The sequence below is a fragment of the Kitasatospora sp. NPDC101447 genome (assembly GCF_044767225.1).
Lineage (GTDB): Bacteria > Actinomycetota > Actinomycetes > Streptomycetales > Streptomycetaceae > Kitasatospora.
Window position 1 is genome coordinate 26027 of sequence record NZ_JBIWNL010000038.1, and the last position, 25711, is coordinate 51737.

24 protein-coding genes are annotated in these 25711 nt (G+C 74.0%); 16 read left to right on the forward strand and 8 right to left on the reverse strand.

From position 1 onward, the window contains the following. Nucleotides 1–57 precede the first annotated feature (57 nt). A complete protein-coding gene (gene purU, locus ACIRST_RS34730) occupies nt 58–924 on the forward strand; it encodes a formyltetrahydrofolate deformylase (protein WP_350524913.1) in 867 nt (288 codons plus the stop codon). Nucleotides 925–927: 3 nt separating this feature from the next. On the opposite strand, the gene ACIRST_RS34735 is transcribed toward purU, so the two are convergent. Together ACIRST_RS34735 and ACIRST_RS34740 are read right to left on the reverse strand one after the other, a co-directional pair. Next, entirely contained in the window at nt 928–2160 is a 1233-nt protein-coding gene (locus ACIRST_RS34735) for a zf-HC2 domain-containing protein (protein ID WP_402807512.1), read from the reverse strand. Beyond that, complete coding sequence (locus ACIRST_RS34740) at nt 2157–2732, reverse strand: sigma-70 family RNA polymerase sigma factor (protein WP_350524915.1); 576 nt, start codon at nt 2730–2732, stop codon at nt 2157–2159. The genes ACIRST_RS34735 and ACIRST_RS34740 overlap by 4 nt, the downstream gene beginning before the upstream one ends. Before the next feature lie 686 nt (nt 2733–3418). On the opposite strand from ACIRST_RS34740, the gene ACIRST_RS34745 reads away from it, so the two are divergent. Beyond that, nucleotides 3419–3898 (forward strand): ATP-binding protein, encoded by a 480-nt coding sequence (locus ACIRST_RS34745; protein ID WP_350524916.1) that lies wholly within the window; start codon nt 3419–3421, stop codon nt 3896–3898. Between the two features lie 470 nt (nt 3899–4368). Here the strand turns inward: ACIRST_RS34745 and ACIRST_RS34750 are convergent, their stop codons facing one another. Then, the gene (locus ACIRST_RS34750; RefSeq protein ID WP_350524917.1) at nt 4369–5340 is read right to left on the reverse strand and encodes a helix-turn-helix domain-containing protein; all 972 of its coding nucleotides are present in this window, start codon (nt 5338–5340) and stop codon (nt 4369–4371) included. A 215-nt stretch (nt 5341–5555) separates the two neighbouring features. On the opposite strand from ACIRST_RS34750, the gene ACIRST_RS34755 reads away from it, so the two are divergent. The 4 genes from ACIRST_RS34755 to ACIRST_RS34770 all read left to right on the forward strand — a co-directional run bounded on the left by ACIRST_RS34755 (nt 5556) and on the right by ACIRST_RS34770 (nt 9235). Further along, nucleotides 5556–6974, forward strand: a complete 1419-nt coding sequence (locus ACIRST_RS34755) for an MFS transporter (RefSeq protein ID WP_402807577.1) — start codon at nt 5556–5558, stop codon at nt 6972–6974. Nucleotides 6975–6984: 10 nt separating this feature from the next. Continuing rightward, the gene (locus ACIRST_RS34760) at nt 6985–7512 is read left to right on the forward strand and encodes a GNAT family N-acetyltransferase (RefSeq protein ID WP_350524918.1); all 528 of its coding nucleotides are present in this window, start codon (nt 6985–6987) and stop codon (nt 7510–7512) included. A 177-nt stretch (nt 7513–7689) separates the two neighbouring features. Continuing rightward, nucleotides 7690–8034: a DUF4229 domain-containing protein gene (locus tag ACIRST_RS34765; RefSeq protein ID WP_402807517.1), complete on the forward strand. Its 345-nt coding sequence runs from the start codon at nt 7690–7692 to the stop codon at nt 8032–8034. A 64-nt stretch (nt 8035–8098) separates the two neighbouring features. Next, entirely contained in the window at nt 8099–9235 is a 1137-nt protein-coding gene (locus tag ACIRST_RS34770; RefSeq protein WP_402807520.1) for a LacI family DNA-binding transcriptional regulator, read from the forward strand. Between the two features lie 98 nt (nt 9236–9333). Here ACIRST_RS34770 and ACIRST_RS34775 read toward each other — a convergent pair whose 3' ends face one another. Continuing rightward, a complete protein-coding gene (locus ACIRST_RS34775; RefSeq protein ID WP_350524921.1) occupies nt 9334–10545 on the reverse strand; it encodes an MFS transporter in 1212 nt (403 codons plus the stop codon). A 463-nt stretch (nt 10546–11008) separates the two neighbouring features. On the opposite strand from ACIRST_RS34775, the gene ACIRST_RS34780 reads away from it, so the two are divergent. Then, the gene (locus tag ACIRST_RS34780; RefSeq protein WP_350524922.1) at nt 11009–12352 is read left to right on the forward strand and encodes a dicarboxylate/amino acid:cation symporter; all 1344 of its coding nucleotides are present in this window, start codon (nt 11009–11011) and stop codon (nt 12350–12352) included. A 259-nt stretch (nt 12353–12611) separates the two neighbouring features. Here ACIRST_RS34780 and ACIRST_RS34785 read toward each other — a convergent pair whose 3' ends face one another. Beyond that, nucleotides 12612–12815 (reverse strand): cold-shock protein, encoded by a 204-nt coding sequence (locus ACIRST_RS34785; RefSeq protein ID WP_045692393.1) that lies wholly within the window; start codon nt 12813–12815, stop codon nt 12612–12614. A 473-nt stretch (nt 12816–13288) separates the two neighbouring features. Here ACIRST_RS34785 and ACIRST_RS34790 point away from each other — a divergent pair, with 473 nt between their 5' ends. The 7 genes from ACIRST_RS34790 to ACIRST_RS34820 all read left to right on the forward strand — a co-directional run bounded on the left by ACIRST_RS34790 (nt 13289) and on the right by ACIRST_RS34820 (nt 21305). After that, the gene (locus tag ACIRST_RS34790) at nt 13289–14125 is read left to right on the forward strand and encodes a menaquinone biosynthesis protein (RefSeq protein WP_350524965.1); all 837 of its coding nucleotides are present in this window, start codon (nt 13289–13291) and stop codon (nt 14123–14125) included. A gap of 174 nt (nt 14126–14299) precedes the next feature. After that, a complete protein-coding gene (locus ACIRST_RS34795) occupies nt 14300–16042 on the forward strand; it encodes a serine/threonine-protein kinase (RefSeq protein ID WP_402807524.1) in 1743 nt (580 codons plus the stop codon). A 73-nt stretch (nt 16043–16115) separates the two neighbouring features. Further along, nucleotides 16116–17336: a cyclic dehypoxanthinyl futalosine synthase gene (gene mqnC, locus ACIRST_RS34800; protein WP_350524924.1), complete on the forward strand. Its 1221-nt coding sequence runs from the start codon at nt 16116–16118 to the stop codon at nt 17334–17336. A 16-nt stretch (nt 17337–17352) separates the two neighbouring features. Then, complete coding sequence (locus tag ACIRST_RS34805; protein WP_402807526.1) at nt 17353–18075, forward strand: imidazolonepropionase-like domain-containing protein; 723 nt, start codon at nt 17353–17355, stop codon at nt 18073–18075. A 324-nt stretch (nt 18076–18399) separates the two neighbouring features. Beyond that, nucleotides 18400–18987 carry a hypothetical protein gene (locus ACIRST_RS34810; RefSeq protein ID WP_350524926.1) on the forward strand — a complete coding sequence of 196 codons (588 nt, stop codon included), beginning with the start codon at nt 18400–18402 and terminating at the stop codon, nt 18985–18987. Nucleotides 18988–19078: 91 nt separating this feature from the next. Further along, nucleotides 19079–19774 carry a demethylmenaquinone methyltransferase gene (locus ACIRST_RS34815; protein WP_350524927.1) on the forward strand — a complete coding sequence of 232 codons (696 nt, stop codon included), beginning with the start codon at nt 19079–19081 and terminating at the stop codon, nt 19772–19774. Between the two features lie 220 nt (nt 19775–19994). Continuing rightward, complete coding sequence (locus ACIRST_RS34820) at nt 19995–21305, forward strand: geranylgeranyl reductase family protein (protein ID WP_350524928.1); 1311 nt, start codon at nt 19995–19997, stop codon at nt 21303–21305. Here ACIRST_RS34820 and ACIRST_RS34825 read toward each other — a convergent pair. The 3 genes from ACIRST_RS34825 to ACIRST_RS34835 form a co-directional block, all read right to left on the reverse strand. After that, complete coding sequence (locus ACIRST_RS34825) at nt 21302–21802, reverse strand: MazG-like family protein (RefSeq protein WP_402807529.1); 501 nt, start codon at nt 21800–21802, stop codon at nt 21302–21304. The two genes, ACIRST_RS34820 and ACIRST_RS34825, sit on opposite strands and share 4 nt — an antisense overlap. 155 nt (nt 21803–21957) lie before the next feature. After that, on the reverse strand, nt 21958–22671 hold the full coding sequence (locus ACIRST_RS34830; protein WP_402807532.1) for a peptidylprolyl isomerase: 714 nt from the start codon (nt 22669–22671) through the stop codon (nt 21958–21960). 257 nt (nt 22672–22928) lie between these two features. Further along, nucleotides 22929–23633: a TetR/AcrR family transcriptional regulator gene (locus tag ACIRST_RS34835; RefSeq protein ID WP_350524930.1), complete on the reverse strand. Its 705-nt coding sequence runs from the start codon at nt 23631–23633 to the stop codon at nt 22929–22931. 94 nt (nt 23634–23727) lie between these two features. On the opposite strand from ACIRST_RS34835, the gene ACIRST_RS34840 reads away from it, so the two are divergent. Together ACIRST_RS34840 and ACIRST_RS34845 are read left to right on the forward strand one after the other, a co-directional pair. Beyond that, complete coding sequence (locus ACIRST_RS34840; protein WP_350524931.1) at nt 23728–24393, forward strand: CatB-related O-acetyltransferase; 666 nt, start codon at nt 23728–23730, stop codon at nt 24391–24393. Between the two features lie 328 nt (nt 24394–24721). Next, the gene (locus ACIRST_RS34845; RefSeq protein WP_402807535.1) at nt 24722–25711 is read left to right on the forward strand and encodes a DMT family transporter; all 990 of its coding nucleotides are present in this window, start codon (nt 24722–24724) and stop codon (nt 25709–25711) included.

Consider the following 25711-nt stretch of genomic DNA (forward strand, 5'->3'; position numbering starts at 1 on the left):
ATGTGACACGCTGGACCGTCCACCGCACGCCACGAACTCAGAACGGGATACCCCCACGTGGAACAGCAGCCGGCCGGCGCCCAGTACGTCCTCACGCTGTCCTGCCCCGACAAGCAGGGCATCGTCCACGCTGTCTCCAGCTACCTCTTCATGACCGGCTGCAACATCATCGACAGCCAGCAGTTCGGGGACGCCGACAGCGGACTCTTCTTCATGCGGGTGCACTTCTCCGCCCCCGAGCCGGTCACCGCCGACAAGCTGCGGGCCAGCTTCGCCGCGATCGGCGCCTCCTTCGGGATGGACTGGCAGCTCCACCCGACCGAGGAGCGGATGCGGATCATCCTCATGGTCAGCAAGTTCGGGCACTGCCTGAACGACCTGCTGTACCGCACCCGGATCGGCGCGCTGCCGGTGGAGATCGTCGCGGTGGTCTCCAACCACACCGACCTGCAGGACCTGACCGAGGGCTACGGGATCCCGTTCCACCACATCCCGGTCACCAAGGACACCAAGGAGCAGGCCGAGCAGCGGCTGCTCGACCTGGTCGCCGAGGAGCAGGTCGAACTGGTCGTGCTGGCCCGCTACATGCAGGTGCTCTCCGACCAGCTGTGCACCGAGCTGTCCGGCCGCGTGATCAACATCCACCACTCCTTCCTGCCGAGCTTCAAGGGCGCCAAGCCGTACCACCAGGCGCACGCCCGCGGGGTGAAGCTGATCGGCGCCACCGCGCACTACGTCACGGCCGACCTGGACGAGGGCCCGATCATCGAGCAGGAGGTGGCCCGGGTCACCCACGACGTCAGCCCGGACCAGCTGGTCGCGCTCGGCCGGGACGTCGAGTGCCAGGCGCTGGCCCGCGCGGTGAAGTGGCACAGCGAGCACCGGGTCCTGCTCGACGGCGCCCGTACCGTCGTCTTCGCCTGAGCCTCAGGGCCGGGACAGCAGCGGGAGCGCGTGCAGCACCTCGCGCACCGCGGCGCGGTCACCGTGCTCGCCGACCGGCAGCCGGTCCGGGTCACGGTGCGCGGCGGCCAGCAGGCAGAGCTCCAGGCCGTCCAGCACCATCGACGCCACCGGCTCCCCGCCGGGCGGCCCCGCGTCCGGGCTGCCGCTGCCGCCCGTGCCGTCGGCGGGGTCCAACGGGACCAGCCACTCGCCGCTCGCCGGGCCGTCGACCACCAGCCGCAGCCGACGGGCGGCCGGGTGCCCGCCGTCCCGCGCGGCCGGCGCCCCGGCGTGCTCGGGACGGGCGGCGCGCAGGCCGGCCAGCGCCCGGGGGAGCAGCCGGACCACCAACTCCACCATCTGCCGCAGGTGCTGCGGCGCCGGCGGGTCGTACGGGTAGGCGACCGCGCGGGCCACGTCCTCGCCGTGCACGTAGCACTCCAGGGCGCGGTCCACGAAGGCGTCGCGCAGCGGCAGCACCGCGCAGCCGTAGTCGACCGGGGTGTTGCCCTGCGGGGCGAGCGCGGCGCTGCGCACCAGGTCGTGGGTCTGCCGCCGCCACCGGGAGCGCACCGACTGCGGGGGCAGGGCGCCCTGGTCGCCGAGCAGCCGGGCGGTGCGCGCGGTGATCGCGGCGTACCGGCCGCCCTGCGGCGGGACGCGCGGCACCGCGGGCGGCCCGGCTGGGTCCTGCGGCGGCACCCGTCGTCCGGTGGCCGCGGCGGCGGCGCCCGGTGCGGGGGCGCCCGGGGCGGCGGGCACCGGGTCGGGCAGGCCGAGGGCGAGCGCCAGGAAGCCGTCCACCGCGGTCAGTCGGGAGAGCACCTCGGCCGGGCGCAGCCGCTCGGTGCCGCCGTGCCACGGCAGTTCGGCCACCTCCTGCCACTCCTCCGGGCCGAGGTCGCGCAGCAGCGCGTCGAGCTTGGCGGTCTCCGCGGTGTACGGCATGCCCCAGGCGGGGACGGGCAGTTCGGCCGGTCGGCGGGCCAGGCACCAGTCGAGCACCTGCTGGCGCAGCGAGCCGGGCTGGTCCAGCGGCTCGTCCAGGGAGAGCCAGCCGGCCGCGTCGCGCAGTCGGGCACCCTCCTCGGCGCACTCCGGGCAGCCGCGCAGGTGCTGTTCCAGGTCGGCGGCGTCGCGGGTCGGACAGGCACCGAGGGCCCAGGCGCCGAGCAGCGAGCGCAGGGCGTCGTGCTGCTCCTCAGTGCTGCTCACGTCTCCCCGTCCCCGGCTTCGTCCTGGCGGGCGCGCTCCTCGGCCAGTTCGGTGGCCAGCAGCTCCAGTCCGAGCCGCATCCGCTGCTTGGCGGCCTGCTCGCTGATGCCGAGCAGCCGGGCCGTCTCCCGGTAGGTGCGGCCGTCGTAGTACGTCACCGCGATGGTCTCACGCAGGGGTTGGGGCAGGGAGTCGACCACGTACTGGATGCGCGCGGCGGTGGCCACGGCGCGGATCTCCGCCTCGGCGCCCCGGAGGTCGCCGCCCGGCCCGTGCTCGGCGGCCCGCCGCGCCCGCAGCCGTTCGACGGCGCGGCGGTGGGTGAGGGCGCCGAGCCAGGAGCGCAGGGTGCCCTCGGCGGGGTCGAAGTCCTCGGGGTGCTCCCAGACGTGGGCGAAGATCTCCCGGGTCAGCTGGGCGGCGGCGGCCTGGTCGGCCAGTATCCGTCCGGCCAGACCGTGCACCATCGGCGCGAGCTGGTCGTAGAGTTCGCCGAGCGCCGTCTCCTCGCCGCGCGCGAGGCGGCGTTGCAGCTGCTCGTCCCAGCGCGGGGGCCGCTCCGGGGTGGCCATCGGGAACCACCCTCCTGCCCGGGGTCGCTGGCTTACCCAACGGTATCTTGCGGCCGGTCCGCAGTGGACGGAATCCGGCAAGAACGGAACCGGTCCTCGCGGATCGCCGTGGACCGTCGGCCCGGGTGGACCGTCGGCCGGGCGTGGACCGTCGATCGGGCGGGGATGGTCACATGGTGCGACGGTCCGTTCGTGGGACCGTCCGCCGATGCCGCTGTTCGAGACCTGCTGGACATATGTCGCACGGGTGGTTCGCGAGTGGCGGGCGGGGCACCGGGGGTGTCCGGCGGTAGGTTCCGGACCAGGGCGTGGCCGACGACCCGCGCCGGATCCGCGCGAGCAGCCGGACGCGCCCGCTGGGACCGGCGGTTCGGCCCGGGCCGGACGAGCGCCGGTACGAGGCTCGTGAGAGTGAGCGGGACAGTATGCACTGCCCTGTCCCCCGATCGCCGGAATATGCCCGAAGCGCTTGCTGCGGTCCGTCGGCCCGCTCATCCTGAGGCGTATTCGTGTCGCGGCCGGTGCGCGACCGACGAGTCGGCGCGGACGAGTGGGCGCGGGTGGACGGACCGGGCGGTCGCCCGGGTGCGGCCCGGGTGGCGCCGGGCGGAGTGCGAGGGCCCGCCGGCCGGTCGATCCGGCCCGATCGGGACTTAGGCCGAACTGCGAGTGCGGGTGGTGGAGCGGTGCAGGTTCTTCAGGTACAGCTTGCGGTGCAGGCGGACCCCGCCGAGGTCGGCCGGGCCCGTCGGTGGGTGCGCTCGCGGCTGCTGAACCACGGGGTGGACCCGGACGCGCCGATGGCCGAGACGGTGGTGCTGGTGGTCTCGGAGCTGGTGACCAACGCCGTGGTGCACACCGGCTGCCCGGCGGTACTGCGGCTCTGCCTGCCGATGACCGAGGAGGAGCCGCGGGAGGCGAGCGGGTCGGTCGCCCCGCTGCGGGTGGAGGTCGCCGACGCGAGCCAGGCCGCCCCCGCCCCGCGGCACGCCGGGGCCGACGAGGATGCGACCAACGGGCGCGGCCTGGAGCTGGTCGAGCTGCTCTGCGAGCGCTGGGGCTGGTACCCGGACGGCTCGGGCAAGCGGGTCTGGTGCGAGATCGGTGCCGACGCCCGGCCGGCCGATCCGCTGGCCGACGTGGACTGGGCGGCTTTGGCGCAATAGCGGCTTTCCCGGTGGCCGCGGCGCCGTGGCGATCACCGGCCGAAAGGTGACGCAACCATTCCGAATTTCCGACTACCCATTGACGTGACGTATCCGACTGATCACGCTTGGGTGCGGCTCTCCGACGCGAGGGGACGCCGAGGGGTTCGTCCGTCCACCGCCGCGGTGCCGCTGTCCAGGGGGATCGTGTCAGCGAGGGGGGCCGCGGACTGCCGGTCGCGGACCGTTCCTCGGCGAGTGCGGAGGCCGCGGCGCGGGTTCAGGGCCCGCGCGTCGCGGTTGGATGGCGGTGTGCCGTGCCGTGCTCGGGGTGCGCGCGGCCTGCCGCCATCCACTGCGTCTCCGTGGAGCGGCGGAATCCGGCCACCACCGGGGCCGGTTCCGGGACCTTGCCCGTGCGTTGCCCGTGCGTTGCCCGTGCTGTCGCCGGCGGATCCGTCGACGAGTCCGCCGGCGGGCCTGCCCGCGGACTACCGGGGGGCGGCGCGGAAGGTGCGTCGGTAGGCGCTGGGCGCCACGTCGAGGCGGCCGCGTAGTTGCAGCCGCAACGAGGCGGCGGTGCCGAAACCGGACTCCCGGGCGACCTGGTCGATCGTCAGATCGGTGCGTTCCAGCAGCTGGCGGGCGCGTTCGGTGCGCTGAGTGGTGATCCACTGGCCGGGGCTGGCGCCGGTCTCCTCGCGGAACCGCCGGGTGAAGGTCCGTACGCTCATGCCCGCCCGGTCGGCGAGGAGGCGCAGGGTGAGCGGCCGGTCCAGGTGCTCCAGCGCCCAGGCGCGCACCGCGGTGGTGCCGTGGTCGCCGGCGTCCACCGGGCTCGGGGCCTCCACGTACTGCTTCTGGCCGCCCTCGCGCCACGGCGGCACCAGGCAGTTGCGGGCCACCGCGTTGGCCACCGCGCTGCCGTGGTCGCGGCGCACCACGTGCAGGCAGAGGTCCACCCCGGCGGCGACCCCGCCCGAGGTGAGGATGTCGCCGTCGTCGGTGTAGAGCACGTCCGGGTCGAGCCGCACCGCGGGGAACAGCCGGGCGAAGCGGTCGGTGTAGCGCCAGTGGGTGGTGGCCGGGCGGCCGTCCAGCAAGCCGGCGGCGGCCAGGATGAACGAGCCGGTGCAGATCGACATCAGCCGGGTGCCGGGCCGGATCCGGGCCAGCGCGGCGGCCAGTGCGGGGGTGAAGCAGGCGTCGGCGACCGCCGGGCTGGAGTCGGCGGAGGCCGGGATCACCACCGTGTCGGCCCGTTCCAGGAGCTCGGGACCGTGGTCGACGGCGACCCGGAAGTCGGCGCTGGTGGCGACCGGCCGCCCGTCCAGGGTGCAGGTGGCCACCTCGTAGAAGGGCCGTCCGGCCGGGTCCTTGGCGCCGCCGAAGATGCGGGCCGGGATGCCGAGTTCGAAGGCGATCACGCCCTCCAGGGCGAGTACCGCGACCAGGTGCGCCATGAGGTCCCCTCGGCTGTCGGTGGGTCCGGGACAGCGTACGCCGGGTCGTGGCCCGATCCTTGCGAAAGCTGTCATTCAGGCCACTCGTCCGGGGCGCGGCGGCCCGGAACACTCGTCGCGTGACCGAACGCAGCGCCCTCGCCCCCACCACGCCCCTCCCCGATCCGGCCGACTCCGGTCCGAGCGTTCCCGGCCCGGCCGACTCCGGTCCGACCATGTCCGACCCGGCCGATTCCGGCCCGACCGTTCCCGATCCGGCTGCCGCACGGCCGGCCGGCCCCGAACGGGCCGCGCAGGCCGGGCGCCCCCGGGTGCACTACGCCTGGGTGGTGGCCGGCGTCTCCCTGCTCGTCCTGCTCGGCTCGGCCGGCTTCCGCTCCACCCCGAGCCTGATGATGGACGCCCTGCACAACGAGTTCGGCTGGTCGCTCGGGACCATCTCCAGCGCCACCTCCGTCAACCTGACCCTCTACGGCCTCACCGCCCCGTTCGCCGCCGCCCTGATGGACCGGTTCGGGGTGCGCCTCGTGGTGGTCTGCGCGCTGCTGACCATCTCGGTCGGCTCCGGGCTCACCATGCTGATGCGCGAGCCCTGGCAACTGGTGCTCTGCTGGGGCGTGCTGGTCGGCCTCGGCAGCGGCTCGATGGCCGGCGCCTTCGCCACCACCATCACCGGTCGCTGGTTCCGGGCGCGCCAGGGCCTGGTCACCGGCGTGCTGACCGCCGCCGGCGCGGCCGGGAACCTGGTCTTCCTGCCGGTCGGCGCCTGGCTGGTCGAACAGCACGGCTGGCGCTCGGCCGTGGTCGTGGTCTCGCTCGCCGCCAGTGCCGTCGCCGTCCCGGTCCTGCTGCTGATGCGCGAGCGGCCCGCCGACGTCGGCCTGCTCCCTTACGGCGCCACCGAGGAGCCGCCGGCCCCGCCCGTCGGTGACACCCGCGCGCTGGCCCGCTCGCTGCGGGTGCTGCGCTCCGCCGCCCGCACCCGGGCCTTCTGGCTGCTGGCCGGCTCCTTCGCGATCTGCGGCGCCACCACCGCCGGCCTGGTCGGCACCCACTTCATCCCGGCCGCGCACGACCACGGCATGCCGGTCACCACCGCGGCGAGCCTGCTCGCCCTGATCGGCGTCTTCGACGTGGTCGGCACCGTCTTCAGCGGCTGGCTCACCGACCGGCTCGACTCCCGGGTGCTGCTGACGGTCTACTACGGGCTGCGCGGCCTCTCCCTGCTCCTGCTGCCGCAGCTGCTGGCCGGCTCGCTGCACCCGCCGATCCTGGCCTTCGTGGTCTTCTACGGCCTGGACTGGGTCGCCACCGTGCCGCCGACCGTCGCGCTGTGCCGCCGGCACTTCGGCGAGGACGCCCCGATCGTCTTCGGCTGGGTCCTGGCCGCCCACCAGATCGGTGCGGCCGTCGTCGCCGGGCTGGCGGGCCTGGCCCGCGACGCGCTCGGCAACTACGACCTGACCTGGTACGGCGCCGGCGGGCTGTGCGCGGTCGCGGTCGGGCTCTGCCTGGCGCTGCGGACCGGGCGGACCGACCGGCCGGGCACGACCGGTGCCGGCGGTGCTGCCGGTGCTGCCGGGGCCGGCGGGGCTGCCGGTGTCGGCGGGAAGGCCGTCACCGCGGAGGTCTAGGCTCCGCTCCATGGCGCTCACCTTCACGCTGGATCCCAAGCTCGACCCCGACCTGCGGACGGAGATCGTCCGCCTCTGGACCGACGTGACCAACGCCGGCGGCGCGGTCGGCTTCGTGGCGCCGGTCACCGAGGAGGAGGTGTGGGACACCGCCGACCACCAGTTCGACGGGGTCGGCCCGGACGGTCCGGACCGGCTGCTGGCCGCGCACGACGCCGACACCGGCCGGCTGGTGGGCGTGCTGTTCTTCGCGTCGATGCGCTTCGGCCCGATGGAGCACTGGCGGATGCTCAAGCGGGTCATGGTGCACCCCGACTGCCAGGGCCGGGGCCACGGCGCCGAGTTGCTCGCCGAGGCCGAGCGGGTCGCCAGGGAGTGGGGCCTGCAGTCGCTGCGGCTCACCGCGCGCGGCGGCCTGGGACTGGAGCAGTTCTACGCCCGCAGCGGCTACCGCGAGGTCGGTCGGGTGCCGGCCGCGATCCGGGTCGCCCCCGGGGACGACCGCGACGACATCACGATGTGGCTCGATCTGCGCTGATCCCGGTCCCCGGGCGGCGGCGGCCGGCCGCGGCGGGCGGCCCGCCCTCCCCGTCCGGCACCGGGCAGGAGGGGCCCCGGCCGCGCCGGGCGTCAGGCATGCTTGACTGGAGGACCCGCCCCGACCCCGCCGGCCGCCCCGCCGGCCCGCCCCGCGCAACGAGAAGGATGTGTTCCAGTGAGCAGCAACGGCCCGGGAAAGTCGCACGCCACGCTCCGCTACACCTCCATGCGGGTCAGCATCTTCCTCGGGTGCCTGCTGGTGGCCCTGCTGCTCGGGCACTTCCAGGTCATTCCGGTCAGCGGCGAGGCGGGCGTGATCTTCCTCTTCCTGCTGGCCGCGATCGCCTCCGCGCCGCTCAGCTACGCCCTGCTGAGCAAGCAGCGTGACGAGATGTCCGCCCAGATCAGCGGCAAGGTCACCGGGATCCGCAGCCGTACCGCCGACCGGATCGCCGCGCAGAACGCCGAGGAGGACGCCGCCGACGACGCCGCCCGCGCGGCGACCGCCGGGCAGAACTGACCCCGGCCCCACCCCCGACCGCCGAGCCGCCGCCGCAGCCGCCGTGCCCGCCACCCCGGATCCCGTGCCGTCCGAGCAGCCGGTCGAGCTGCAGTCCGAGCCGTCCGCGCAGCCGTCCGGCTCGTCGCCCAAGTCGTCGTCCGACTTGTCGTCCGGTTCGTCGCCCGACTCGTCGTCCGCCGAGAGCGAGCTCGGGACCTGGCCGGCCCCCGTGCGCCGGCCCACCGGGCGGGACGTGGCCCGGCTCGCCGGGGTCTCCCAGGCCACCGTGTCGCTGGTCTTCTCCGGTGCCGAGGCCGGGCGGCGGGTTTCCGAGGCCACCCGGCAACGGGTCCGGGAGGCCGCCCGCAGCCTCGGCTACCGTCCGCAGGCGGCCGGCCGGCAGCTGCGGCTGGGCCGCAGCGGGATGATCCTGCTCGCGGTGCCGAACCTCCAGGGCCCGTTCTTCGGCCGGGTGCTGGACGGCGTCCACCAGGAGGCCGGCCGCAACGGCCTGGCCGTCGTGGTGAGTTCCGGCTGGGGCAGCGCCACCCTCGCCGAGGCCGCCACCGCCGGGCGCTTCGACGGCCTGCTGATCTGCTCCCCGGACGACAGCCAGCTCGGTGAGCTGCCCGCCGACACCCCCGCCGTCTTCCTGGACGCCGACCCGGGCACCGACCGCACCCGCCCGACCGTCGAGCTCGACGTGGCCGGCGGGATGCGCGCCGCCGTCGAGCACCTGGCCGCGCTCGGCCACCGCCGGATCGGCCGGCTGCGCTCCACCCACTCCGCGTACACCTTCCGGGTGCGACAGGCCGCCTTCGAGCGGGCGGTGCGGGAACTCGGCCTGGACGTCGTGGAGTTGGGCGTGAGCCTGAACGAGGGGCACCGGGCCGCGCGGACCGTGGCGGACCGGCTGCTGGCGCGGTCGGACCGGCCGCGCGCGGTGATCTGCGACGACGACGTGGTCGCCTCCGGGGTCTACCAGGCCGCCGCCGAGCTGGGGCTGCGGGTGCCGGAGGACGTGTCCGTGGTCGGTATGGACAACGTCCCGGTGGCCGCGCTGCTCGCCCCGCCGCTGACCACCGTCGACCTGCCCGGCGAGGAGCTGGGCCGGGCGGGCGCCGCCGCACTGGCGGGCCTGTTGCGCGGGGAGCGGGTGGAGCCGGTCGCGCCGCTGGCCACCTCGCTGGTGCTGCGGGCCTCCACGGCCTCGGCGTAGCGCCCCGGTCCCGGAGGTTCGCCCGGTCGGACCGGACGGGGAGAGGACTGCGCCCACCGGCCAGACCACCGGTGGGCGCAGTCGTTCGTGGGGTGGGCTCAGCCCACCGGGACGGGCCGGGCCGCGCCCGGCACGACCGGCGCCGGGTGGAACCAGCGCCGGGAGCCGAACAGCAGCAGCCCGCCGAGGGCGATCCCGCCCGCCGCGCACAGCGCGACCGACTGCAGCGAGCTCTCGGCGAGGCTGCCGGAGACGGCGTAGCCGAGCGAGTTGCCGGTGGCGAACAGCGTGACCAGCCAGGCGAAGGCCTCGGTGACGGTGCCGGTCGGCGCCAGCTCGGCGACCAGCACGAACGCCGCCGCGAGCAGGGGCGCCAGCATGATCCCGGAGAGGAAGGCCAGTGCGGCCATCGGGTACGGCCCGGGCAGGGCGATCAGCGGCAGGTAGCTGGCGGCCATCGCGAGCGCCATCACCCAGGTGCGGGTGGCGGTGGTGTGCCGCCACTTGACCGCGCCGTAGGCGAGCGCGCCGAGCAGTCCGCCGAGCGCCGCCAGCGCCAGCAGGGTGCCCGCGCCGCCCGGCAGCGCGCCGGTGTGGCGTTCGGCGTAGGCGATGAACAGCACGTTCTGCGCGCCGACGGCCCAGCCGGCCCCGGCCAGCCCGACCAGCAGCAGCACCAGGCCGGGGGAGCGCAGCGGTCCGAGCAGTCCGGCGGAGTGCTCGCGGACCGGGGCGCGCCAGGCCCTGGCCGGTGCGGTGGTGGCCACGATCAGCGCGCCGGCCAGGCCCAGTCCGGCGGCCACCCAGAGCGCGACGACCGGGCTGAACAGGCCGGCGATCCCGGCGACGGCCAGCGGCCCGGCGACGTAGAGGATCTGCTGGGAGGCGGAGTCGAAGGCGTAGGCGGTGTCGAGCTGCTCGGCCTCGACGACGTCCGGCCAGAGCGAGCGCAGGCAGGGCTCCAGCGGGGGCATGGCGAGGCCGGCGACCGCGGCGCCGACCGGCGCGGCGAGCGCGGAGCCGGGAGCGAGGGCGAGCAGGGCGTATCCGCCGCCGGCCACCACGGCCGAGGCGAGCAGGATGCGCGGCTGCCCGGTGCGGTCCACGATCCGGCCGAGGACCGGCCCGCCGACGGCCGCCGAGATCGCGTACGCGGCGGTGGCCAGCCCGATCCGCCCGTACGGCGCGCCGGCCTCGCGCAGGGCGAGGGCGATCACCAGGGCGGTCATGCCGGCGGGCAGGCGGCCGAGCAGGGTGCCGAGGAGCAGGCGGGTCACGTGCGGGGCGCGGAGCAGGGCGAGGTAGCCCATCGGCGTCTTCTCCGGTCTGGGCAGGCGGGGGCGGGGACGCCGTCAAGGTTATACGTATAACTGCTCGCCGGTCAATCGGACCGTCGGTCCGGACTGATGGGGCGTCAGCGTCGTTCGTGTCCGGACCTCGGCAGCAAGGCAGGGAGGGGTTTCGGACGATCTCAAACAAGTACTTTGAACATCTCAAACCTTTACTGCTAACGTATCGGCCATGTCAGCCTCAGACGCACTGCGGACGCACGGACCGGGCCTCCTGCCCGGCGCCGCCCGCCCGTGCGCTCTGACCGGTGCTGTGGACAGCCCGCGCCGTTGTCGCGCCATGCGCTGTACTGCCCTGAGCTGTACGTCGGCGGCACGCCCCTGACCGGGGGCCCCGACCCCTTCCGTCCGGCCCCGCGCCGTGCCGCCCGCTCCGCCCCACACCTCACCGTTCAGCCACGCCCTCCCCCGGAGTCGCACCCCCATGTCCACAGCGCCCGAGGCGACCTCGTCGCCGTCCGTGCTCGCCCGTATCCGCAAGACACCGTTCTGGGTGCAGATCGTCGCCGGCCTGGTGCTCGGCGTCGGTCTCGGCTACCTGGCCCGCGCCGCCGACATCTCCTGGCTGGCCACCACCCTGGAGACGATCGGCAAGATCTTCGTCCAGCTGCTCAAGCTGGCCGTGCCGCCGCTGGTGTTCACCGCGATCGTGGTGAGCGTCGCCAACCTGCGCAACGTCACCAACGCGGCCCGACTCGCCACCCGCACGCTGCTCTGGTTCATGGTCACCTCGCTGATCGCGGTCGGCATCGGCCTGGGCCTGGGCCTGCTGACCAACCCCGGCCGGGGCACCAACCTGAAGACCGAGGGCCTCAAGGCGCTCGACTCCAAGGGCACCTGGATCGACTTCCTGACCGGGATCTTCCCGACCAACATCGTCGACGCCTTCGCCAAGGTGAACGTGCTGCAGATCGTCTTCATGGCGGTCGTGGTCGGCGCGGCGGTCATCAAGCTCGGCGCCAAGGCCGAGCCGGTCCTCAAGCTCAGCGAGTCCGTGCTGGAGCTGACCCAGACCGCGCTGTGGTGGGTCATCCGGCTCTCCCCGCTCGGCACCCTCGGCCTGATCGGCAAGTCCGTCGCCAAGTACGGCTGGGACCTGCTCAAGCCCTTCGCCACGCTGACCCTCGACATCTACGTCGGCTGCGCGCTGGTCCTGTTCGTCGTCTACTCGCTGCTGCTGCGCTTCGCCGCCGGCCTCAACCCGCTGCACTTCTTCAAGGGCGCCTGGCCCGCGATCCAGCTGGCCTTCGTCTCGCGATCCTCGGTCGGCACCCTGCCGGTCACCCGCCGCGTCACCGAGCGCCTCGGCGTCCCGAGCGAGTACGCCTCCTTCTCGGTGCCGTTCGGCGCCACCACCAAGATGGACGGCTGCGCCGCGATCTACCCGGCGATCGCCGCGATCTTCGTCGCCCAGGTCTACAACATCGACCTCGGCATCAAGGACTACATCCTGATCGCCTTCGTCTCGGTGGTCGGCTCGGCCGCCACCGCGGGCCTCACCGGTGCGATCGTCATGCTGACGCTCACCCTGTCCACCCTGGGCCTGCCGCTGGAGGGCGTCGGCCTGCTGCTCGCCATCGACCCGATCCTGGACATGATGCGCACCGCGACCAACGTCGCCGGTCAGGTCCTGGTGCCGGTCGTGGTGGCCGCACGGGAGAAGATCCTCGACGTGGCCGCGTACAACAACCCCTCGGGCGACCTGTACGGCGAGGACGCCCCGGCGGGCGCCCCCGCGGGTGCCGTCGCGAGCCCTGCCGCCGCCTGATCCCCGGCGACCCCGACCCGCGTCGACCTCGACCCGCGTCGACCTCGACCCGCGTCGACCTACGCGGAAGGGCCCTCCCCCATCACCGGGGGAGGGCCCTTCCGCGTTCTCCGCGCCTCTTCGAGCCCCGCTCGAAAAGGCAGGGGGCCCGCCGACGGGCGGGCCCCCTTGGGTACTGCTCTTGTGCTCATGGTGACGGCTGTCGGGAGCCGCCGGTGGACCCGTCGGGGTCCCGAGCGATCAGATCATCAGAGGATGGTCAGACGGCGGTGACGTTCTCCGCCTGCGGACCCTTCGGGCCCTGGGTGACGTCGAAGGTGACCGCCTGGTTCTCCTCCAGCGAACGGAAGCCGTTCGCGTTGATGGCGGAGTAGTGAACGAAGACGTCCGGGCCGCCGCCCTCCTGGGCGATGAAGCCGAAGCCCTTCTCAGCGTTGAACCACTTGACGGTTCCCGTGGCCATGCCGTTCTCCTTGCGAGGCGTGTCGGGGACCACACCGTGTGGCCCCCGGTCCGCTGCGCTGATCGCCCTGCCTCCGGACGAGTCCGAAGTTTTTCGATATTGCTGAAAAACTACAAAAAGCCCGCGGTTACATGCTCCGCAGGCTTCAAGTACTGCAAGGGGAATCAAACTGCAACTGAGGGCAACGCTAGCATGCGGCCGCTGTGACGACCAGAGGTCGCTTGCGGCGCGGAAGGCGCGTGTCGTAAGGCCGGGAGCGGGCGCAGAAAGGGGCGTTGGGGGCGTGTGAGGGCGTGTCGGGTGGCCGGTGCGAGCCGCTGTGAACGGCGGGCATACGCTGCGGGGAGGCGCACGAACAGCAAGGGAGCGGCGCAGTGGCAGCACCGGACGCACAAACACCGGACGCGCAAACGCGGGAGCCCCAGAACACCCCGGTCGGAGAGAACCCCCCGCTCAGGCCCAGGGTCGGCCATATTCAGTTCCTGAACTGCGTTCCCCTCTACTGGGGGCTCGCCAGGACGGGCAATCTGCTCGATCTGGACCTCACCAAGGACACCCCGGAGAAGCTGAGCGACCGGCTCGTCGAGGGTGCCCTGGACATCGGTCCGATCACCTGCGTGGAGTACCTGCGCAACGCCGACGACCTGCTCGTCCTGCCCGACATCGCGGTCGGCAGCGACGGCCCGGTGATGTCCTGCCTGATCGTGAGCAAGGTGCCGCTCGCCGACCTCGACGGCCGCCGCGTCGCCCTCGGCTCCACCAGCCGCACCTCGGTCCGGCTCGCCCGGCTGCTCCTGGAGGAGCGCGAGGGCGTGCGCCCCGACTACTTCAGCTGCCCGCCGGACCTCAGCGCGATGCTCGCCGAGGCCGACGCCGCCGTCCTGATCGGCGACCCGGCGCTGCGCGCCTACCTCGGGCAGGCCGCCGACCTCGGGCTGACCGTCCACGACCTCGGCGAGATGTGGAAGGAGTGGACCGGCCTGCCGTTCGTCTTCGCGGTCTGGGCCGTGCGCCGCGAGTTCGCCGAGCGCTGCCCGGAGCTGACCGCGGCCGTGCACCGCGCCTTCCTGGAGTCCCGCGACCTCTCGCTGGTGGAGGCCGCCAAGGTCGCCGAGCAGGCCGCCCGCTGGGAGGCCTTCGGGGCGGACGTGCTGGAGCGCTACTTCAGCGAGGCGCTCGACTTCTCGCTCGGCGAGCGGCAGCTGGCCGGGGTCGCCGAGTTCGCCCGGCGGGTCGCGCACGACAGCGGCTTCGCGCCGGACGTGGCGGTGCGGTTGCTGGAGCCGGCCGCGCTGCCGGTCGGTCCGTGAACCCTTCGCACCGATCGCGTCGTCGGGGCTGATCCGGCACGGCCCGGCCCGGTACGGTCTGCCCCGAGGCGCGTCCGGCGGGTGGCCCGCGGGAGGCGCTCCGGAAGCGGCTTTCGCGGCCGGGCAAACCCGCCCGGTGCCGCGCGAGCCGGTGCGAGGGGAGCGTGCGGGGCCATGCGGGCACTGGGGTCGGACGACCCGCGTCAGGTGGGCGCCTACCGGCTGCTGCGGCGGCTCGGCTCGGGCGGGATGGGCCGGGTCTACCTCGGCCGGACGGCCGGCGGACGCACCGTCGCCGTGAAGGTGGTGCGCCCGGAGCTGGCGGACGACGCCGAGTTCCGCGCCCGGTTCCGGCACGAGGTGGCCGCCGCCCGGCGGGTCGGCGGCACCTGGACCGCGCCGGTCCTGGACGCCGACACCGAGGGCGAGCGGCCCTGGGTCGCCACCGGCTACGTGGCCGGGCCCTCGCTCACCGCCGCCGTCCAGCAGTACGGGCCGCTGCCCGAACCGGCCGTCCGCGCCCTCGGCGTCGGGCTCGCCGGGGCGCTCGCCCACGTGCACGGGCTCGACCTGGTGCACCGCGACGTCAAACCGTCCAACGTGCTGCTGACCCTGGACGGGCCGCGGCTGATCGACTTCGGCATCGCCAGGGCACTGGACGCGACCAGCGGCTTCACCCGTTCGGGTCATGTGGTCGGTTCGCCGGGCTTCATGTCACCCGAACAGGCGGCCGGGCAGCCCGTCGGGCCGGCCGGGGACGTCTTCGCGCTCGGCGCCGTACTGGCCTACGCCGCCACCGGAGTGCACCCCTTCGGGGAGGGGGTCAGCGCGGCCGTCCTGCTCTACCGGGTGCTGCACGAGGAGCCCGACGTCGCCGGACTGCCCGAGCGGCTGCGGGCGGTCGTCCTCGACTGCCTGGCCAAGGACCCGGCCGCCCGGCCCACCCCGCAGCACCTCGCCGCCCGGCTGGACCCGGACCGCCAGGGCGCCGCCCGGCTGTGGGGCTTCCTGCCGCCGGAGCTGGCGGCGGGGGTGGGCCGCAGCGCGGTGGAGCTGCTGGACCTGGAGGACGAGTCCGGGGCGGCGGGCGGGGCCGAGGCGGTGGCGACGCCGACCTATGTGCCCGGGGGCCACCGGGCGCCGGGGGCGGGGTCGGGGGTGGGGCCGCCGCCGGGCTCGCCGGTGGGCTCGGCGTCGGGGGCGGGGGCGGGGGCGGCGTCGGGGTCGGGATCGGGGGAGCGTGAGGCGCCGGGCACGGCCGGTGCGTCGTGGTGGCGGCGGCCGGCCGGGCTCGCGACGGTGGCGGTGCTGGTGGCCGCGGCGCTCGGGGGCTCCGGGTTCGGCCTGTACGAGTGGTCGCACCGGGACGACGATCCGGTGGCCCCGGCCGCAGGACCGCTGCCGGTCCCGTCCACCGGCCCGGGCGGGACGGACTCCCCGTCAGCGCTCCCGTCAGCGGCCCCGTCCGCCTCCGCCACGGCCTCGAACCCCGCGACGCCCGCGGCCTCCCCGACCGGCGCGGCGCCCTCGACGGGCGGCCCCAACGCGGTGCCGGCCGCGTTCCTGGGCACCTGGAGCGGGGACATGGTCACCGACAAGAGCCTGCCAGGCGGCACCACCACGCTGACCGTCCGTCCGGCGGCGATCGGTCAGGAGACCACCACCAGCCGCAACGCCGTCACCGGACTGATCCCGATCAGCTGCGAGGGCAGCTGGACGCTCACCTCCGTCTCCGACACCCGGCTGGTGTTCCGGTCCCGGCTGGTCCGCTCCTCGCTGCCCGGCGCCTGCACCGGCGGCGCCAACGCCGAAACGCTCACCCTGCAGGCCGACGGGACGATCCGGTTCACCTCCGCGGATCCGCCGGGTGGGAACCCGACCGGGACGATGCACCGGGTGAACGGGGCGGCGGGCTGAAAGTGCCCGAAAGGCCTGGCGTAGGCTGGTTCGGCCGTACCCGAGTAGCACTTGAGAGAGAGAAGGCCGCCAGGTGACCGAGCTCGCAGCGACCACCCTCGATGCGTCCAGCACCGACCTGCAGGCCGTGCTCGACCGGGCCGCCGCCGGCGGCCGGATCACTCCGGAGGAGGCGCTGGAGCTCTACCGCTCCGCGCCGCTGCACGCGCTCGGCTCCGCCGCCGACGCGGTGCGCCGCCGCCGCTACGCCGGTACCGAGCACATCGCGACGTACATCATCGAGCGGAACATCAACTACACCAACGTCTGCGTGACGGCGTGCAAGTTCTGCGCGTTCTACGTGCCGCCGAAGAGCGACAAGGGCTGGTCCCGCGAGCTCGACGAGATCCTGCGCCGCTGCGCCGAGACCGTCGAGCTGGGCGGCACCCAGATCATGTTCCAGGGCGGCCACCACCCGGACTACGGCGTGGAGTACTACGAGCGCGCGTTCTCGGCGATCAAGGCCGACTTCCCGCAGCTGGTGATCCACTCGCTGGGCGCCTCCGAGGTCGAGCACATGTCCCGGATCTCGGGCGTCTCCATCGAGGAGGCGATCGCCCGGATCAACAAGGCGGGCCTGGACTCCTTCGCCGGCGCCGGCGCCGAGCTGCTGCCGGAGCGTCCGCGCAAGGCGATCGCCCCGCTGAAGGAGTCCGGCGAGCGCTGGCTGGAGATCATGGAGGTCGCGCACGGCCTCGGCGTCGAGTCCACCTCCACCATGCTGATGGGCACCGGCGAGACCAACGCCGAGCGGATCGAGCACCTGCGGATGATCCGCGACGTGCAGGACCGCACCGGCGGCTTCCGGGCCTTCATCCCGTACACCTACCAGCCGCAGAACAACCACCTGAAGGGGTCGACCCAGGCGACCGTCTTCGAGTACCTGCGGATGATCGCCATCGCCCGCCTGTTCCTCGACAACGTCGCCCACATCCAGGGCTCCTGGCTGACCACCGGCAAGGAGGCGGGCCAGCTGTCGCTGCACTACGGCGCGGACGACCTCGGCTCGGTCATGCTGGAGGAGAACGTCGTCTCGGCGGCCGGCGCCAAGCACCGCTCCAACCTCACCGAGCTGATCCACCTGATCCGGGCCGCCGACCGCGTCCCGGCGCAGCGCTCCACCACGTACGAGCACCTGCGGGTGCTGGAGGACCCGGCCGACGACCCGGTCGACCCGCGGGTCGCCTCGCACATCGCCTCCACGGCGATCGAGGGCGGCACCGCGCACCCCGAGCTGAAGATCCTGGACAACTGAGGCCCTCCCCGCAACCGTGCTGACCCTGCACCGGGCGGCCCTCGTGCTGCCCGACCCGGCCGATCCGACCGCCCCGTCCTTCCCGGACGGGGCGGTGGTGGTGCGTGGCGAGCGCGTCGAGGCGGTCGGGCCGTACCCGGAGCTGGCGGCGGCGCACCCGGGCGCGCGGGTGCGGGACTGGGGCTCGGCGGTGCTCGCGCCCGGGCTGCGCAACCCCTACGGGCACTGGCTGCTGGAGCGGGCGTACCACCCGGATCCGCGGGAGGAGATCGGCGTCGAGCCGGTGGCGGACGGGCTCGCCGGATCAACGGACGAGACGCGGTGCGGGGCGAGTGCGCGGCGCGGGCTGCAGCGGATGCTCGGGTTCGGGGTGACGGCGGTGGCCGGGCCGTTCGAACGGGCGTCGGTGCGGACGGCGGTGGCGCGGTCGGGGCTGGTGGGGCTGGCGGGGGCTTCGGGGGCTTCGGGCTCGGCGGGGGTTTCGGGCTCGCCGGTCTCGGCGGGGGCTTCGGGGGCTCCAGGGGCTTGGGGGGCTTCGGGGGACGAGGGTGCGGGGCCGTTGGACCCGCTCGCCGTGCTGCCCTTCGCGCAGGCCGTGCACGGGCGGGTGGCGGTCGGCGACCGGGCCGACTTCGCGGTGTTCGCGGCCGCGGCCGCGGGGGACGGGCTCGCCGAGCCGGCGGCGGGCGGGTGCCTGGCCACGGTGCTGGGCGGGCGGTTGGTGTACCGCCGGCGCTGAGCGGGGCCGCTGCGGGCCGGTGCGGGCCGGTGCGGACCGGCCGGGGAGCGGCGGACGAACGGCGTCGGACGGGCCGGGATCGGCAGCGCCGGTGTGACGTACTCGTCAGTAGACCGATTCCCTTGCCGTGCACGGGACTTCCTTCGTGTGCACTCGAACTCCGGTGCCGGTGGCCGGGGGTGATTGTCCCTTCGCCGTGACCTGAGGGCCCGCCAGCGGATACGATCCCGGACAGCTCACTCCGTACCCTCACCACACCACCGCCCGTGCCCGCGGGTGGCGGGGCCGCGTCCCCGGTCCCGAAGGCAAGCCAGGACAGGAACCATGCGAACCGCGATCGTTCCCCCGCCGCGCGCCCCGCGGTTGGGCCGTGGTTGGTACCTCGCCGCCGTGCTCAGCGCCGTGCTGGCCGTCGGCATGTGCCTGCTCGGTTGGCGTCAGGCCGACCAGGCCGACCGGATCGAGGCGCACCCGGTGAGAGTCGAGGGCGTCGTCACCCAGCTCCCCACCGGCGGCGGCACCTACAGCGCCGTCAGCTACCGGGTGGGCGGGCAGTCGCACACCGCGGCCGCGCTGCCGCTCGCCGACGGCGCCAAGGTCGGTGACTCGATCTGCCTGGAGCACGCGGCCGACGACGCGGGCGCGGTGCGGATCTGCGGCGACACCTACCCGCAGCCGGTCGGGGTGGGCCTCGCCCGGTTCAGCGTGCCGGTCGCCGTGGTGCTCTTCGCGGTCTGCGTGCTGCGCATCTGGCGGCACCGGAAGGCCGTCGCGATCCGCGCCGGGCAGGGGCGGCTGGCCGCCAACCTCGCCCTGGCGACGGAGGCACTGGCGGACGGGATGCCCGCGATCACGCACGGCAAGCGCTCCCGGCGGAAGCGGCGCGCGGGCGGGCGGCGCGGGCAGCACTGAGGGCGCCGCGCCGGGCGGGGTGACCCGTCGGTACGGCCCGTCGGTGCGCCCCGTTGGTCGGGGTGTCCGTGCGAGGGTGAACAATGGGGGCGTGACCCGAGCCTCTCTGGACAAGCAGCCGCACGAAGTCGCCGCCATGTTCGACGACGTCGCGGCCAAGTACGACCGCACCAACGACGTGCTCTCCCTCGGCCAGGCCCGCGCCTGGCGGCGGGCGGTGGCCGAGGCGGTGGCCGCCGGACCGGGGGACCTCGTGCTCGACCTCGGTGCCGGTACCGGCACCTCCTCGCTGCCCTTCGTCGAAGCCGGGGCCCAGGTCGTCCCGTGCGACTTCTCGGTCGGCATGCTCACCGAGGGCAAGGCTCGCCACCCCGAGCTGGCGCTCACCGCCGGGGACGCCACCCGGCTGCCGTTCGCGGACGACACCTTCGACTCGGTGACGATCTCCTTCGCGCTGCGCAACGTCCAGGACACCGACGCGGCGCTGCGCGAGATGCTGCGGGTCACCAAGCCCGGCGGCAAGCTGGTGATCTGCGAGTTCTCCACGCCGACCTGGACGCCGTTCCGGACGGTCTACACCGAGTACCTGATGCGCGCGCTGCCGCCGGTCGCCACGGCCGTCAGCAGCAACCCGGAGGCGTACGTCTACCTCGCCGAGTCCATCCGGGTCTGGCCGGACCAGGCCGGGCTGGCCGCCAAGCTGCAGGAGGGCGGCTGGTCGAAGGTCGCCTGGCGGAACCTGACCGGCGGGATCGTCGCGCTCCACCGGGCGTACAAGACCGCGTAGTCCGCCACTGTCGGACCGTCGGCTTCGGATCGTTGCTTCGGACCGTCGGCTTCGGGCCGTCGCTTCGGACCGTCGCTTCGGTGCCCGCCGGCGGGTGAGGCGGCGGGTGTGGTGGCGGCGGGTGTGGCGGGGGCGCGGGCGCTTCCGGCGGCGTGAGCGGAACTAGACTGCCGGAGACAAAAGCCGCCGTCCCCCGCCGCAGCTCCAGGAGTGTGTCCACGTGTCCGAGACCGCAGCCGATCTGACGAAGCCGGACAGCCCGGTGGAGAGCACGGCCGACGTCATCGTGGTCGGCGCGGGCCCGGCCGGTTCGACCACCGCGTACTACCTGGCCCAGGCCGGGCTGGACGTGCTGCTGCTGGAGAAGACCGCCTTCCCGCGCGAGAAGGTCTGCGGCGACGGCCTCACCCCCCGCGCCACCAAGCAGCTGGTGGACATGGGCATCGACGTCTCCACCGAGAACGGCTGGCTGCACAACAAGGGCCTGCGCATCATCGGCGGCGGCGTCCGGCTGGAGCTGGACTGGCCCGAGCTGTCCTCCTTCCCGGACTACGGCCTGGTCCGCAAGCGCGCCGACTTCGACGAGCTGCTGGCCCGTCAGGCCGAGAAGGCCGGCGCACGGCTCTACGAGCGCTGCAACGTCAGCGGGCCGGTCCTGGACGAGCGCACCGGCCGGATCGTCGGCGTCACCGCCAAGCTCGGCGACGAGAAGCGGCCGGTCACCTTCCGCGCCCCGCTGGTGGTCGCCGCCGACGGCAACTCGACCCGGCTCTCGCTCGCCATGGGCCTGCACCGGCGCGAGGACCGCCCGATGGGCGTCGCCTACCGCACGTACTTCACCTCGCCGCGGCACGACGACGACTACCTGGAGTCGTGGCTGGAGCTGTGGGACACCCGGGCCGGCGAGCGCAAGCTGCTGCCCGGCTACGGCTGGGTCTTCGGCATGGGCGACGGCACCTCCAACGTGGGCCTCGGCATCCTCAACTCCTCACCGGCCTTCGGCGAGCTGGACTGGCGCGAGGTGCTCAAGGCCTGGTGCGCGAACATGCCGAAGGAGTGGGGCTACACCCCCGAGAACATGACCGAGCCGATCCGCGGTGCCGCGCTGCCGATGGCCTTCAACCGGCAGCCGCACTACACCCGCGGTCTGCTGCTCGTCGGCGACGCGGGCGGCATGGTCAACCCGTTCAACGGCGAGGGCATCGCCTACGCGATGGAATCCGGCCAGATCGCCGCCGGGGTCATCGTGCAGGCCCTCGCCCGGGTCACCGACGGCGGCCGGGAGCGCGCCCTCCAGGCCTACCCGCGCGTCCTCAAGGACGTGTACGGCGGTTACTACACACTGGGCCGTGCCTTCGTGAAGCTCATCGGCAACCCGAAGGTGATGCAGATCGCCACCCAGCGCGGCCTCACCCACCCGATGCTGATGCGCTTCACCCTCAAGCTGCTCGCCAACCTGACCGACCCGCAGGGCGGCGACGCGATGGACCGCGTCATCAACGGGCTCGCCCGGGTCGCGCCGAACGCCTAGTCCGGGGAGCCCGCGGGCTGGTCCCGGGAGCCCTCGGGTTCCCGGGAACCGGTGGGCTCGGCCGGGGACGCGGTGGGCTCGGCCCGGGGACCGGTGGGCTCGGCCCGGGAGGTGGTGGGTTCGGCCCGGGCGTCGGTGGGCTGCTCCGGCGCCGCCTCCGGGGCCGTGGCGACCGGGCGCCGGGAGGCGGCGGAGCGCTGTTCGACGTAGGCCAGCCGGTCGGCGAAGACCCGGGCCGCGTCGGGTGTGAGCGTCCGCAGCGCGACGAGGGCGGCGAAGACGACGTCGCAGAGCTCGTGCTGGACGTCCTCCCAGCTGTGGGTCACCCCCTTGCGCGGGTTCTGGCCGGTGGCGCCGATCACGGCGGCGCCGACCTCGCCGACCTCCTCGGAGAGCTTGAGGATCCGCAGCAGGCGTTCCTCCCGGGGCGACTGCGTGCTCTGCTCGTCCAGCCATGCGACCAGGTGGTCGACGCTCTCCCAGATCCGGCTGTCCATGCGGTGCTGCTCCCCTGCGGTGTGGTTGGTGCTGCCACCGTACGGGAGCGGCGCGGCGGGCAGCCGGTGGGTCGGGGGCGGCCCGGACGAGCCGAGAACGGCCCGGGGCCGGGCGGTTCAGGGGTTCGAGGGTCCGGGCGGCCCGGTCCGGTCGGTCAGCGGGTGCCGATCTTCACGTTGCGGATGTTCACGGGCAGGTTGGGAAAACCGTCGCCGGGGTTGTTCTGGTCGTCCTCGCCGCCGGCGGCGATCTTCTGCAGGACGTCCAGGCCCGCCGTGACCCGGCCGAACGGGGTGTAGGCGGGGGAGAGCTTGGTGTCCTTCCAGACGAAGAAGAACTGGCTGCCGTTGGTGTTCGGACCGGCGTTGGCCATGGCCACCGTGCCGGCCGGGTAGGTGGCGCCGGTCAGGTTCTCGTCCGGGAAGGAGTAACCGGGCCCGCCGCTGCCCGTCCCGGTCGGGTCGCCGCACTGCAGGACGTAGATCCGCTGGGTGGTGAGGCGGTGGCAGTGGCTGCGGTCGAAGTAGTCGTGCTCGGAGAGGAAGCGGAACGAGAAGGTGGTGCAGGGCGCCTTGTCGGTCAGTGCCTCGAAGGTGATCGCGCCCTGGCTGGTCCGCAGCGTCGCGCGGTAGGGCCGGGCCGCCTTCTTGGCGTCGAAGACCGGGATTCCCTTGAAGTTGTCGGCCGGCACGGCCGGTGTGTAGGTGCAGGCAGCGGTGGTGCCGGCGGCTGCGGCGGCGGAGGTGTCCGCGACGGCGGTGCCGGTGCTCGCCACGAGCGGGAGGACGGTGGCGGCGGCGACCAGCGCCCAGTGCGTGCGCTTCACGTGACGGGCCTTCCGGGGGGTGGTGGACGGCTGGATTGTCATGGAGGCATCATCCACGGCCGGGTGGGGATGCGATAGGGGGCGCGACGGCCGTGACTCCCCGGGCCCCGGAGCCGTGAGGGGCGGTCAGGCGAGCTGCGGGGGAGGGGAGTCGGCCGGGGCTGCCGACTTCGCCGTGGTCGGTGCTGTCGGCGGTGCGGTGTCGGTGCTGTCCGTGCTGTCGGTGGTGTCGGCGGTGCGGTGTTGGTGGTGTCGGTGTTGCGCATGTTTCCCGGTGTTACGGGACTTGCCGGTCTTGCCTATGTTGCCGGTCCTGCTTCTGGTGCGGCTGCTTCCTGCGAGGCGGATGTTTCCTCCGGTGCGGCGGTGGCGCTCTCGGTGGGGGTGAAGAGCCCGGCGCGGCCGGCGAGGGCGGCGGCGTCGGCGGCCCGCTCGGCGGTGCGGGCGTCCAATGGTTCGCCCGAGACGAACAGGCGGAAGTAGAGCGGGGCCGTGGCGGCGCGGACCACCTCGGCGCCGTCCGTTCCGGCGGGCAACTCGCCGCGTGCGACCGCTCGTTCGGCTACCTCGGCGGCCTGTCGGTGGCGGGCGGCGAAGAAGGCGCGCAGGGCGGCCGCGCCTGCGTCGGAGCGCTGGGCGGCGGAGATCAGCGCGGTCGGCGTGGCGCCCAGCTCGGGGTCGGTGAAGACGTCGAACACCTCCCGGGTGATCCGGCGGAGGTCCTGCTGCAGGTCCCCGGTGTCGGGTAGGGGCCAGGGCTGGTCGGCGGAGGCGGTCAGGGCGTCGGCGACCAGGCCGTCCACGCCGCCCCACCTCCGGTAGAGGGTCGCCTTGTGGACGCCGGAGCGGGTGGCGACCGCCTCGACGGTCAGGCCGTCGTAGCCCTTCGCGGTGACTTCGGCGAGCGTGGCGGCGACCACCTCCGCCCGGACCCGTGCGCTGCGGCCGCCCGGGCGTGGGGTGGGGGTGCGGGGCGGCTGCCCGTGGTGACTTGCTCCGTTCAAAGTCGACTCCAGTCGCATTAGTGCTTGCTGTGGGGTGGCGATCGTGCGATGCTCATCGTAATGCGACTCGCGTCGCATTACGAGAGGAGTCCGTGTGACCACCACCGCCATCCCCGATCCCACCGTGCTCCACCCGCTCGCCGGCCACGACAGGGTCGTGCTGTTGCGATCGCTCGTCACCGACCCGCGGATCGAGGTCGGCGAGTACACCTACTTCGACGACCCCGACGGCGCCACCCGCTTCGAGGAGCGCAACGTCCTCTACGCGTACGGTCCGGAGCGGCTGGTGATCGGCAAGTACTGTGCGATCGCCACCGGGACCCGCTTCCTGATGGCCGGTGCCGCCCACCCGGACATCGGCGTTTCCACGTTCCCGTTCACCATGTTCGGCGGCAGCTGGACCGAGCGGACCCTCGACATCGTCACGGGCCTGCCCACCCGGGGCGACACCGTGATCGGCAACGACGTCTGGTTCGGGTACGGGGCCACCGTCCTGCCCGGTGTCCGGATCGGCGACGGCGCCATCGTCGCGGCCGGTGCGGTGGTCACCGCCGACGTCGAGCCCTACACCGTCGTCGGCGGCAACCCGGCCCGGCCGATCCGCCGACGCTTCGACGACGCCGACATCGAACGCCTGCTCCGCGCCGCCTGGTGGGACTGGCCGGTCGAACTCGTCACCGAGCACGTCCGCGTCATCATGTCCGGGACGCCAGCCGACATCGAGGCGATCGCCACGGCGAACGGTCTGCTCGACGCCTGACGGCGAGGGCGTTCCGCGCGGGGCGCCCGGCCGGGGAGCGGCGCCCGGCGGGGGCCGGGCGTACGGAGTGGACCGGGAGGACGGGAAGGGCCGGGCCGACCGAAGGCGGTGCGCGGACCGTGCGGACCGGCCGGGCCAGCCGGGGCATGCGGACCATCCGGTGTCCGGAACGGCATTGATCATCCGCCGTCCGGTGCGCGAGGATGGCGCCCCCTCGCTCCACGCTGTGCCCCGTTCGTCGCCGGGCCTTCCGCCCGGCTCCTGGGTCCGTCCGACGCCGTACGGTCCTCGCGCCCGTCGGTTCCGTTCGCTCGGAGGGATCCTCGCCATGCCTGCCTCCCTGTCCAAGGGCTCGTCCTCGACGGCCCTTCGTGATCTTCCGGTGCTGCTGGTGGCGGTGGTGTGGGGGTCGAGCTTCCTCGCCGTCCAGCGGGTGGCCGAGCCCGGAACGGTCGTGGCGATGCTCGTCCTGCGCTTCGGGCTGGTGCTGCCGCTGCTCGGAGCGGTCGCCTGGCGGGCCCTGCGGAGGCTCCGCCGTGCCGAGTGGCTCGGCGGCGCGGCACTGGGGCTGGTGCTCAGCGGGATCTTCCTGCTGGAGACCTACGGCGCCGTGCACACCTCCGCGACCAACGCCGGGCTGATCATCAGCCTCGCGATGGTGCTCACCCCGCTCGGCGAGAGCGCCCTCGGCCGGACCGCGCCACCGCGCGCCTTCCTGGCGGCCGCCGGACTGGCCGTCCTCGGTGTCGCCCTGCTCACCGGTGACGGCGGGCTGCGTGCTCCCTCGCTCGGTGACCTGCTGGTGCTGGGTGCCGCCCTCGTCCGCTCCGCGTACGTCCTCGCCATGGCCCGCACCCGGGCGCTCCGCGACACCGACATGCTTGCCGTGACGTGGGTCCAACTCGCGACGGCCACCGGCGTTTTCGCCGTCGTCGCGCTGTCCGTGGGGCCGGCGCCGTGGACCGTCGCCCGCTCGTACGGGGCCGGCCAGTGGGCCTGGCTGCTGCATCTGTCCTTGTTCTGCACGCTGTTCGCCTTCTTCGTCCAGATGTGGGCGGTGCGGGCCACCTCCCCCTCGCGAGTGAGCCTGCTGCTCGGCACCGAGCCGCTGTGGGCCGCCGTCTTCGGCATCACCGTGGCCGGGAACCGCATGGGCCCGCTCGCCCTGCTCGGCGGAGCCCTGGTGCTGGTCGCGACGGAGTGGGGCCGTCGTACCGCCCCCGCAGCGCGCCCGGCCGGGGACGGGGACGGGACGGGCGCCGAGGTGGCTGTGGTTGCGGGGGCCGGGGAGCAGGGGCGCGAGCCGACCCCGGCGTGA